We start from the raw sequence: 12,401 nt of genomic DNA, 5'->3' as shown, positions 1-12,401 counted from the left end.
TGAGCGAGGTGATGGAGGGTAACTACTCGATGAAAGTGGAGGCCCTGCCAGATTCACAGGCGGCACCGTAAACGGCGCGAAAATCAAACAGTAAGCTCAGAATTTCACTATTTAGTATTTCATTGGCCATGGGTCTGCTGTATCATGCAGCCCCTCAAATCGGGGCGTAGCGCAGTCTGGTAGCGCACCAAACTGGGGGTGTGGTGGTCGTAGGTTCAAATCCTGCCGTCCCGACCATTTAAACAAAAAAGTCCACTCTATCGAGTGGCCTTTTTTGTTTAAATTGTCCCGTCCTGAAATAGGTTTACACCCATGAGGCCTAGGCTCTACCCCATAAACGGGGGATGGGCATTCATCTCACCCTGTTGATTATCCCGTCCCATCCACAATGGGCCAGCACTCTTAATCTGTAATTTTCAAAGTTTCTAAAACCATACGCTCGCCGTGACATCATTTCCATCTTGTTGTGGAAGCCCTCCGTGATCCCGTTGCTCTTGGTGAAACGCCACATCGCTACGATAGGTTGTAGCCATGACTTTAAGGTTGCCGCCAGCGCCTTTAACGGGCTCGCTGCCAACTGATTAATCAATGCCATGAAGGCCGGCAACTTGGCTTTGGCTCTGCTTCTGGTCAGCGTTTTGAGCAGCATAAAGCGAACCAGGCGCTGCTTGGCCACATACAGCTTCTGCAACACCGGGTAGGCCGACAAATAGTTCATCAAGTTGGCGTGCTGCTCGTCACTCAGCCGCCATTGATGGCGACGCATGAGGCTAATCAGCCCGCGGTTCTTCCTGCCTTCCGGGTCATGCTGTTGCCAGACCTTCAGGAAGTGCTGGTTAATCAGTCGCACCACATGAAAACGGTCGGCCACAATGGTGGCATTGGGGAAGTAACGACGGGCGATGCTGCGGTAGGTCTCCGATAGATCCATCACCACCACCTGAACACGCTCTTTGCCTTCTAAGTGCCGTAAATAGCGGCGCAAACTGGGTTCTGAGCGCCCCAGCTGGACATCAAATATCTTGTGGTTCCTTAGGTCTGCAAAGGTTGTAGCGTAGCCCTTCTTGCGCGTAAAGAAATGCTCATCAATCCCCAGCACCCGAGGGCAGGCGCGGCGGTCACCCTCGGAGCGCTTCTGGCTGACATGATGCTGATACCAGCGCTCAACCGTCGCGGGGCTGATCCGATGGGTCAGCGAAAGCTTGCGCTGTGTAACACCGCCATCGTGGGCCTCAAAAACTTCCAGCCGATACGCTTCCGAGGCTCGATAACGGGGTCTGATGCCGGTAAAGGAATGCCGAAAATAGCGCCGGCAGCCCCGGCAGTGGTACTTAGGCACCCGCAGATGCAGTGTCAGCACCTGATTGCCCTGGCGGGTATGCTTTACGGTACGCCAGTAGGACGCCTTATCCGCAAACCCGGCACTTGGCAGTGCTTGCACGGCGGCCTGAAACTCGGCTTGGCCCACACCTCAATACTCTGTGTGCGCACTACCCGTTCAATCTCAAGGCCGGGTATGCCTATAATCCTTCCTGCGTGGGACATCGGTATTCTCCATCAAACTGTTTCTTCGCAAATTCAGTTTAATGAATGCCGGTGTCCCCCGTTAATGATGAAGAGCCCATTTTTCCCGCTACACAGAAATTACGTTCAAGTCTCAAATTCGATCCTGGGCTTCGCGCCTTTGCTTAGATCCACTTGGGGCTGACAGAGCAATAGCCGCGACGACTCTACCCCCCCACTCTCCATGACCAATGACTTGAAGCTCTCTCCACGCGCCTCGCTGATTACTTTTAACTCCTCCACATAGGCCTCATCGGAAATCCCGCTATCTGCACGCGCTAGATCCGCTACAGTGGCTACAGCACACACCTTTACCTGAGTATCAGGTTTGTCTTTAAGTAGGCGAGTAAACTCGTCGATAAAGGTCTTATGCTCTGGCAGGTTCTCAATCGCACCCGGCGAATAGATCAGATCCTGAAATTTCACCTTAAGCATGTACTCGCCAGCCATCATCACTACCGATAATACGTTTGCATATGGTACGAAGGTTTCCACCAGATAAGACTGCGCCGACGACATGATGGCTTTCTTACTAACCAGCGCAATAAAGCTGGCTGGGCCAAACCCCGGCTTTTCAATATCTCCTGTCAACGGAACCTTGAGTTTAAAGTTCCCTTTATCATCCATTAACATGCCTAACGCCGAGTTCAACGGCATCGCCCCCTGGTCTTTCAGCAAATTGGGCTGCGCGGCATCTTTGGATGACAGTTTCAAGCCGCGAATAGAAAGCTTCGATTCGCCATCAATAATATTGTCGACTATCTCAAGCTTAATCTTGGTATCGAATTGCCCACTTAGCATCTCGAAACCCAATGCTTTTTTCAGATACGGCGATACCTTTGGCAGCGAGTACTCTCGAACATTTGCATTGGCTTGAAAGTTTACTTTCTCTGCAAAGGGCTGCATGGAACCAACGATCTTTGTAGACGCGTACTTATCTGTTTTAACTTGAATATCAAACGTCATCCTTCGATCTGGGTGACGACTATCAAGCTGACTGACCTCGAACTTCGTAAACTCTATTTTTTGCCTAAACACGGGCTTAACACTCGAATCACTAAAGTTAAAATGACTGCCATCCGAAACGGCCAACTGATTTATACTGTAGGTCAACGGTGCATTGCGTTCTTCAACTGGAGAATCAGCAGGCTGTTCCAGTTCCACAGTCTTAATACCTTCGATGGCTCCTGTGTCTTTAGTGGCCGGCTGTTCTAGCGCCACCAAATTTGAGGGCTTCTTATCACTATCCAGATGTACCGAACCATCAAGGCCATCAAATCGCATTGTATCAACAGCCATGTGCCCATCTTTAAAATCCAGCTTAATAACGCTAACTTTATCGATAGCAGCAATCGCTTGCATCGCTTTCTTTTTATCGGCGTCTGAATCGGGCGCGCCCCCCTTCTCAGATACCAATAGTTTATCGACAACCGTCTTCCCAATCGCTACTTCCGGAAAATCTACGAAAGCAAGCTTGCCGTCTGCGATATCGAGGGAAGCATATTGAAGCAACGTATCGCGTCGATTTTCTGACGAGATACGCGTTAATTTACCGCCAACAGAAAATTGCGCATCAACCTCAGGCGCAGAATCCTCTCGAATTTCAAGTCGCCCACTGTTGATGATCGCTGTGAGCTCCTCACTATCCAATGCCACGCCTTTTCCAACAGCAGCAAGATTGGAGAACTGCACCTTCAGTTCCGGTACATCAAGCAAAATAGAAGACTCATCAAAATCGATATGCTGGCGAATATTCACATCAACAGATCCCGACACATCGCTGACGTACTCTCCCAATAGATAGCCGACTCGACTCAACGGATAGTTATTCATACTAAAATCTATTTCGAGCTGGCCGGCACGCGATTTAGCCCCAAGAGACGCGACCATAGATAGCGGCGCGCCGTCAACTACCGCACTAAGCGACACCGTAAAGCTCTGTGAGTGCTGATCTATTGCGACAGCGCTGACGATCAACGACTCAATTGTCAATTGATGTCGAACCCCAATATTGTCAATTGCAATTGAAATATCGTCGAATTCGATTTTTTTCGCTTTAACACGCCAAATGGATTCCTTCGGCAAATCCAGTTTTTCGCTTGCAGCTGCAGCACTATTATCGACAGGAGCGATTTTTATTGAACCATCGAGACTGTCTGCAGCACTTTTCGGGCTTACCTCTAGCATTGCAGCGGCCCGAACACCAGCTGCTGATTCATCGGCCTCAGCCTGCTGCGCAGACATCGAAAAACCAGCCATCGTTATATCGGAAGCCGAGCGAGATGCCAGAAGGGAAAAGCCAGTCACTGAGAAGCCTTCAAACTTCAGTTCTTTCGAAAACAACGAAGACGTGTCGACATCAACAAAGCCGGAGTCTATCCGTGCTAAGTCCTTGCCCGTTTGACTAGCGAGTAATTTTACGTCCTGAATTGATAATTTAAGGATGAAGGGATTTAGCCGCATGACTGAATCGTCACTTAACTGCACATCGTACGGAGAAAGCACGCGGTTGAGTTGCCAGCGAGCGAGCGTCGGGCTAAAAGCCCAGACGGCAAGACATACAGAAAGTAAGATTAAGCCAACAAACAAAACGACCCGCCTCAAGATCACATAGAAACTAGTGCTTCTCGGCAAGGCCTTCGTGGTTGTCATAGCCGTTTCACCCTGTTGGATAAACCATTGCTGTTACTAAATACACGACCTTTCAGCGAAGGATAAAGGTGCCAAAGGATAGCGTTCGAAACCTAGAGTGCCCGAAAACAAGAGTGGTAACGGCAGGTCTTTGAAAACTCCAAAACCTGCATGGTGTCTCCTGGAGCTAGCCTAAAGCGGGCTGTATCCGCGACGGCGCGCACTAGCCTTAGTTACGTTTGCGCAAACCATAGCAACGGCGCCTACAATAGAAGCATAGGACAATATTGGCGCACTGGGCGCCCCTGAGAGGAGCATTCAGGTCTGAGGCCTGAGGTAAGCCCTCCAATACAAACTATAGAAGTCTCAACCAATACAGCCACTTCACGTCACGCACCTAGATTCAGATCAACGCAGCGAAAGTTGATTAACCGATAGATATCAGTGTGTTGAAGGATCTATGTGAATACCTGGCTGACGTTGGCAGGGCGATTCACGGTGTCAGCTGGCAATGAGTAGATAGACCTGCTCCCACTGTCATTGCGTCAGAAAACCACGGCAACAGCACGCATCTCCAACGATTTTCTCACCAACCTGTCCAGCGCCGCTTCAGATCGGGCCTTCCAATCCATCTCGGCAAACTCGTCTGGCCCGCTCTGCTCGGCCTCCATGATAAGGCTACGTATTGCCTGAATATTTGAACGCAGCGTCGGCGGCGTATTGGCCGGCTCTTCGAGCAGCGGCTCGTCGAGAATGCTGCCAATCTCGCCGGGACGGCCTAGCGTAATGGCGTGTACCAGCGCCTGTAATCGGCGGTAGTATTTTTCTGCAACCGATTCACCCGGCAAAGTCGCCGCGCCGTGCGGCTCACCCAAAGTGTCAAATACATAGGCCTTGCCTGAATCCATCGCTGTGTCGCAGTACCAGTGCTGATTGGGGTCGTGAAGAAACAGCCAGATATCGTTGAGTTGCGTTTGAGCATCACGCTCTAAAAAACCATCGGTTGGAAGGGCGTAGCGAACCTGTTGCGTTGCGCTATCCACCGTTCGACGGTCTGCCAGCGCAAGCGGCTGCGTAGACTGCTGCAGGGGAATCCAGAGATTAAGCAGGTGTACGGGGGAAAATCGATTGGCACGCTGCCCCGTCTGGTGGCGAAACAGCCATGGCGCAACTCCCTTCAACATCTGCTTCAGAGGGGTGCCGTAGACATTCTGGTCGCCGTGAACCCTGTCGGCCGCACGGTGGCCGTTATGCTCTGTCATGGTTTCGTCCGGCGCCACATCCAGACCGTTCGGCCCGGCGCTACGCATGATGAATCCCTCAGGCGCTACAAAAAGCACCTTGAGTCGACGACCATCGGTCAGCCGAAAGGTTTGCCCCTGAATATGCCCACGAATGGCTTTAGCTGTAGCGGCGGATAGCTTACCAGCAGCGCGCACAGCGCTCAGTTCAGCCTGCAAGTCAGGCAACCCGGCTAACTCGATCTGTGCAAATCCTACCTCGGACAGGCCCGCGGAGATCGGTTGATCACTTAGGTCAATCGCTTGGCACCAATGCGACTCTGTGCCCTCACCGGGCCTGTCTGCGGCGAAACGGGTTGGAATTCTCAGCCCTGTTTTGGTTGCCGCATCAGAGACCACGTCTTCGCGGCGCGCGAATGCCAATTTTATATGGAGAGGCGCATTTGGCGAGTGCGTAACGGCTTGCTGTGTCATTATTCTTAAGTTGTCTATTTACGGTTCACCCACAATAAACGAGTAGACGAACAAGTCATTAAAAACAGATTACACCACTGCAGATATTGGAAAAGATCATATATTTCAATTCGTTAGATGTCGATCCAAGACAAAGCGCCCAGCACTCCACACCAGCTCACCGCCGGGCTGACAAAATAATACAGGCTTGCCATCAACCCTGACCAATCCGGCCATTGCCAGACTAGTCAAGCATGTTAGGATTCAGCTTAAGGGGCGCGATGCCCCGCCATATTCGAATAATAAAATCCTAGTCTGCGCTCAGATGCGTCCAGTTCTACTGATAATCGCAACTCGCAGACAAGCACTTCAAAGGAGATACCTTTGCCATGGCTGGATTGCGTGTTTCCAGGCTACCTCACGTCGTCGTACTGTGCTTGTGCCTGTCACCTTCTTGCGTATTCGGTGTCGACCTTTTTTCCGGCCTGCTCACTCCCGATACACCCTTTGATATTACTAAAGCTCCAGAAGCGCCAGACTACAGTAAATCCAAAAACTGGGCCGCCCTGCCAAGTAAAGAGGACAACGCCGATATCGTTCCAAAGGGAACGACCGAGCAAGACCTTCAGGCCAGCGCCGCTATCGACGCATTTTATATTCACCCAACCAGCTACCTGCTTGGCGGCAACTGGAACGCCTCTGTCGATGACCTACTTTCGAAGGTAATCACCGACTACGGCATGCTCCCCCAACACGCAGCGGTATACAACGGCGTAGCTCGCGTGTTTGCACCCCGCTATCGACAAGCGTCGCAGGGTGCTCAGGTGAATCCACTAAGCTTAAACGACAGAGAACAGGCTCTCGCGCTCGCGTTCAGTGATGTGCGAAGGGCTTTCGACTATTTTCTCGACCAGTACAACGATGGACGCCCCTTTCTCATCACCAGTCACAGCCAGGGCACCACACATGCCATTCCCCTGCTGCAATACCTTTTTCAGGAAAGACCCAAAGATGCCAGACGACTGGTCGCCGGCTACCTTATCGGCAATACGGTCGACGAAAAGTGGCTATCCCATTTATTACCCGTATGCCAAACCGGGACCGACACCGGTTGCTACTTGAGCTGGAATGCAATCGCCGAGGGTGGCGATGATAGCCACTGGAAAAGCAAGGGGCATCCAGTATGCGTCAACCCCCTATCCTGGCGACAAGACAACGCCGCAGTACCCAAAAGTGAGAATCTGGGCTCACTGCCTATCACCGGACCATACTTTCTGGACGCTCCACACAAGGCGCAAACTGGCGCCCGATGCGAAGATGGTATTTTATGGATAACCGCGCCGCAGGCACGCGGCTATTCAATGGCGCTATTCCCCGGCGGTGGCTATCACGCCTACGACTACAACTTATTCTGGATGAACATACGGGAAAACCTGCGTGAGCGAACACGCGCTTACTTTCAACAACAGCGGTAATGCCTGCACACAGCGCATCACCATACGATAATAAAATGTTGAGACGATGATGAAGAGCAACCGACACACTATCCTACTAGCCCTCGCCCCGGCCTTTGTGCTTGCCGCCGCAGACAGCACGCAAGCGCAAACAGAGCAATCACCCCCCTCTTCCGCGCCAGCGGCCATGATAGAAGAGGTTTACGTTACGGCCAGCAAACGCACGGAATCTATCCAGGAGGTATCAGCTGCGGTTTCCGCTTTTTCGAACGAACTGATTAAGTCGAATAACATCGACGGCTTTACCCAGCTCGCCGATATTACGCCAGGGCTGGTTTCGCGTAACAACCGTGAAGGCAACGATATAACCATTCGCGGCATCGGCAAGGCCTTTGGTGGCACGTCGCCGGTTGCGTTTCATGTAAACGGCTATTTTGTTGACACCACAGAGCCGTTCTACGACGTTCAGACCATCGAGGTAATTCGCGGACCCTCCGGCACCGTCTACGGTAGAAACGCCACCGCAGGCGCTGTGGATGTGAAATGGCAGCGTCCGGTAGACCACTGGGAAGTAGGTGGTGACCTTCAAGTAGCCTCGTTCGACAATCGACGCCTGCGCAGTTACATCAACGCACCGGTTGCTGACGGCATCAATACACGCCTTGCCGGCCTATGGGAGCAGCGAACCGGCTATCTCGACAATGAACTCGCCTCAGGCGATGAAGAGCCGGAAAGCTTCACCCGTTATTTTTACCGGGGCATCATCGAAGGTTATCTGAGCGACAACCTCCGCGTCGCACTGCACGCCATCAAGAATCATAAAAAAACCAATGCCGGTGTGGTCGCCAGCCCATCCATTTCCACTCGACAGAGCGAACGCTATGAAAGCTTTGGGGTAAAGCCCATGCCGCTTGATCTGCTCAAGGTCCGCTCTCAGCAGTATCAGGAAATTGGTCCCGTGGTTGATAAAAACAGTCGCCTGGTGGCAGACCTCACCTGGGGACTGGAGGACCTGTGGCTAATTGGCAACATGGACATTGACCTCATTGGCGGCGTAGAACGCAGAAGACTGCATCGTTATAACGATTTGGACGGTTCCGAGATCAAAATTGTAGAAACCGACAACTATCTCAATGGTGTAGGGCGCAATGTGGAGCTGCGATTCACCTCGCAGAATACAAATGGCGTTGAGTGGATTCTGGGCTTTTTCTGGTACCGGGATGATGACCACGAAGATCGTTATGTTGTTGCCCGCACGCGCCAGAACCTAGGCCAGCTATTTTTCTCCCCCTTAGACCTTCCGCTGGGCCTTGCGGAACGCACCTTCGACGCCGAAGTCGTTACCCGCGACATGAACAACGACACGAAGAACGAAGCGGTGTTCTTGAATGTGCGCGCCAATCTGCACGACATGGTCGCCACCCTCCCCGAAGTTGAACTGTTTGCCGGGGTTCGGGGCAACCGCGATGAATACCGCCTAAAGGTAGAACGCGATACCGCCGCCGCCCGTGACCAGCAGACCGGCCAGCCCAACCCACCTTTCGTGGTCTCGGACCAATCGTTCAATGCCCCGGGGGATTCCACCGCGACCACAGGCGAAGTTGGCGCCAAGTGGTTTTACAGCGACGAAGGCATGCTGTACGGAAAATACGCTACGGGTTACAAACCGGGGACCGCCCAGATACGCACCGATGGTGCGCTAAATCAGGTAGACCCAGAATTTCTGAATATGATCGAACTCGGTTGGAAAACAGCGCTGTTCGACAACCGCTCGCTGACCCTGAACGTTACCGCCTTTGACTACTCCTACGAAGACCTGCAGGTTTCTAAAATTGTGGTCACCGGCATTGAGCTGAACAACGCCGGCGCTGCCTCCATTCGCGGCGTTGAAGCCGAGCTGCAATGGGCACCAACTCACTCGTTTCTGGCGCATTTTTCACTGGGCTGGCTCGACGCCACGTTCGAAGAGTTTTGCGGCCGTGATGATGAGTTGGTGAACCAAAACACCCAGCCGGGCTGCGACGCTGATCAACCCCACAACTTCAAAGGCGCGCGAATGAGTGATTCGCCCGAACTGACCTTTGGTGCGCTACTGCGTTATACGCACTCGCTGGAGGCAATGGGGCGTCTAACCGGCCTGCTGAAATTCAGCTGGTCAGACGACTATCAACGCCGCCCGTATGACAATCCTATAGACCGGGTCGACGCGCACCACAAAACAGATGTCAGGCTAAATTGGAGCAGCCCCACAGACCGCTATCGCGTAGGCGTGTTTGTAGAAAATCTGGAGAATCACGATGACATATTCACACATCATTTTTCCCAACCTGATCCCGGCAACTACTCACTGATCGCTCCCCAGCCACCGCGTACGGCTGGTTTGATTATTGAGGCAGACTGGTAGCCCCAGACAATTCTACGGGCAGCGCGTAGGCAATATACTCCGCGCCGGACATCTGCCCCAATTTGCCGCCGCCTGCGGCGATAACAATGAATTGTCGTCCGCCCGCCGCATAGACGGTGGGCGTCGCAAACCCGGCCGCTGGCAAGGCCGTTTCCCACAGCAACTCACCTGTTTGGCTGTCGAATGCGCGGAATCTGGAATCTGGCGTGGCCCCGATAAAAAGCAACCCACCGGCAGTAATCACAGGGCCTCCATAATTTTCTGCACCCAAGCCTTGGTAGCCCAGCGCTGTGGCTTTGGGGTAATCACCCAACGGAATCCGCCATTTGATGCGCTCGTTTTTAAAGTCAATAGCCGTCAACGTTCCCCACGGCGGCGCGCTGGCCGGAAGCCCATCAGGGTCGACAAACTTCTGCCAGCCCGCGTTAAGAAAGGCAAAATCTCCACTTCCTTCAGCCAGCGGCGCTTGGTCTATCTCGTCACTCAGGTACAGATAGCCAATCACTGCTGCCAGACCATACCAAGGCAGCAACTGATTTGCCGGCATGCGACCACGCCCATCGCGCGCAATACGATAGGCCTTGAGTGGGTTCATTCGCTCGCGCAAACCCACCAGCGAGGGAACCGTCAGTCCGTCACCAGCGTGATCCACCCCATGGCATCCAGAGCAAGCGATCAAATAAGCGGAGCGGGGCGTTGCGACCCCTTTATCCGTGGCATCACCCTCAACCATCTGAATAAAGTAAGGCACTTCATTGGCGTTTATATAGAGTGTCTGTGTCGCTTCGTCCCATGCTGCACCGCCCCACTCGGCGCCACCGTCTATGCCCGGATACACCAGAGTTCCCTGCCGGCTGGGCAACGTATACAAGCCACCATAGGCAAACTTTTCGTACTTGCGCCGCACCACCTCGGCAACTAGCGGCGTTCGCGTCGACAGATCATCTACTGACAAATGCTGCCGGGTGAACGGCGGCGGTGACAGAGGCAGCGGCTGACGGTTAGGTGGATGCTCGCCGGGTAAGGGGTCGCCGGCAACCTCCAACTCGGTCATCGGAAAGAGTGGTTCACCCGTTTCGCGGTCAAAAACAAACACATGACCAGTTTTGGTGACCTGGGCAACCGCGTCGATAGACTCGCCATTGCGTACCAGTGAGATCAGGTTGGGCGCCGCCGGTAAATCGCGGTCCCACAGGTCATGCCGAACCAGTTGCTGATGCCAACGTCGCTTACCGGTAGCCGCATCCAGTGCGACCAGCGAATTCGCAAACAGATTGTCGCCAGCCCGATCACCGCCGTAAAAATCAAAACTCGCCGACCCAGTGGGCGCATAGGCAATACCCCGTACGTGATCCACCGTTATACCAGGCCACGAATTCGCGCCCCCCGAGTGCGAACGCGCGTCCTTTGGCCATGTGTTAGCGCCTTCATCGCCACCTGCGGGAATGGTTCGAAAGGCCCACACCTGTTCACCTGTTAGCACGTTGTATGCGCGGATATCCCCGGGCGCTGCACCGCCAAATTCAGATACTCTCGAACCGAGTATCAACAGATTCTTGTATATTGCACCGGGTGACGTCGCATTCACCGCAATGGATGCCGGATCAAGACCGGCAAAACCCTCACGCAGATCTACCTTGCCTCGATTCCCAAAAGAAGACATGAGTTTGCCCGTACGTGCATCGAGGGCGTAGAGAAAATGGTCGGCAGTAAACAACAGGCGGGGCGCACGCCCGTCGCCACTTGCCCAATAGGCCAGACCACGATTCGGGTTTGGCATCAGGCTGAAAGCGCGCGGCGTATCAAAACGCCACAGCTCTCGACCGCTGCTGGCGTCCAGCGCAAACACCTCCAGATTGGGCGACACCCCGTACAGCACCCCGTCGAGAACCAGGGGATTGGTTTGGATTTGCGTCACCTCGTCAGCAGCAATGTCTTCACTGCGGTATCGCCACACTTCTTCAAGATGCGCGACATTGTGGCGGTTGATTTGTGTCAAGGGCGAGTGGTGACTGGCAGCGGCGTCGCCCAGATAGGTCGGCCAATCATGGTTGTTTTGCAATGATGGCATAGGCTGCTGCGCAAGCTCGCCGCCACAACCTGCGACCACAAGCAGGGCACACATAGCGCTCCTGCGGATTAGACCTTTGGGTGCAGGGTTTTTCGGTGCCGGGGCATTTCGTTCCGGGACTTTGAGTTCCAGGCCGTTGGAACTCAGATACTGAGATATAGGCATATTATTAGACTTTTTACCAAAGGGCGCCTGTTAACGGTACCGCCCCATACTGACAGATCATCACAGGCTAGCGAATGCCATCCGGCCACATTATTACTATTCGGCCATCCCCCCGGATTGTGCCGTACCCATCGGAATTGCCCCCAAATGCTCGGCCATGCCCCGGCGGCAATTTCGTTCTGCCATGGTCTCAGCCCGCGCCCTGAAGCTACCCTGCCTCAACAGAGAGCCATAACCTGTTGTTATTGCTTACATTAATAGACAGATCCCGCGATCACGATCTCTCCCTAGCATGGCACCCCACCCCAATGCCAGCCGGGCCACAGCGCTTGATGCCACACTCAAAATGGCGATAATGACCGACCAAAAACAAACGGACGACCACAGCGGGTCGACCTCACCAAACCTGCCGCGATCCC

The 12,401-nt window shown here is 53.4% G+C and carries 5 protein-coding genes, 1 tRNA gene and 1 pseudogene; 3 read left to right on the top strand and 4 right to left on the bottom strand.

Translation table 11 applies throughout. The features are described from left to right. Positions 1-160: 160 nt before the first annotated feature. Positions 161-237, top strand: a tRNA-Pro gene (locus AC222A_RS11945). Positions 238-352: 115 nt separating this feature from the next. On the opposite strand, the pseudogene AC222A_RS11940 reads toward AC222A_RS11945, so the two are convergent. The 3 genes and pseudogenes from AC222A_RS11940 to AC222A_RS11930 all read right to left on the bottom strand — a co-directional run bounded on the left by AC222A_RS11940 (position 353) and on the right by AC222A_RS11930 (position 5,858). Continuing rightward, a pseudogene (locus AC222A_RS11940) lies at positions 353-1,545 on the bottom strand (ISL3 family transposase). A gap of 105 nt (positions 1,546-1,650) precedes the next feature. Then, complete coding sequence (locus AC222A_RS11935; RefSeq protein WP_486775029.1) at positions 1,651-4,215, bottom strand: DUF748 domain-containing protein; 2,565 nt, start codon at positions 4,213-4,215, stop codon at positions 1,651-1,653. Between the two features lie 524 nt (positions 4,216-4,739). Further along, positions 4,740-5,858, bottom strand: a complete 1,119-nt coding sequence (locus tag AC222A_RS11930) for a hypothetical protein (RefSeq protein ID WP_486775028.1) — start codon at positions 5,856-5,858, stop codon at positions 4,740-4,742. A gap of 419 nt (positions 5,859-6,277) precedes the next feature. On the opposite strand from AC222A_RS11930, the gene AC222A_RS11925 reads away from it, so the two are divergent. Both AC222A_RS11925 and AC222A_RS11920 read left to right on the top strand, forming a co-directional pair. Continuing rightward, a complete protein-coding gene (locus AC222A_RS11925) occupies positions 6,278-7,363 on the top strand; it encodes a DUF3089 domain-containing protein (RefSeq protein WP_372796627.1) in 1,086 nt (361 codons plus the stop codon). A gap of 46 nt (positions 7,364-7,409) precedes the next feature. Next, positions 7,410-9,746, top strand: coding sequence for a TonB-dependent receptor (locus tag AC222A_RS11920; RefSeq protein ID WP_372783159.1), 2,337 nt, complete (start codon positions 7,410-7,412; stop codon positions 9,744-9,746). Here the strand turns inward: AC222A_RS11920 and AC222A_RS11915 are convergent. Continuing rightward, on the bottom strand, positions 9,727-11,871 hold the full coding sequence (locus tag AC222A_RS11915) for an outer membrane protein assembly factor BamB family protein (protein WP_372758458.1): 2,145 nt from the start codon (positions 11,869-11,871) through the stop codon (positions 9,727-9,729). The two genes, AC222A_RS11920 and AC222A_RS11915, sit on opposite strands and share 20 nt — an antisense overlap. Between the last annotated feature and the right edge of the window lie 530 nt (positions 11,872-12,401).

Source organism: Litorivivens sp. (assembly GCF_057445395.1).
The sequence above is the reverse complement of the archived record's forward strand: the minus strand, read 5'-3'. Positions and strand labels throughout refer to the sequence as shown.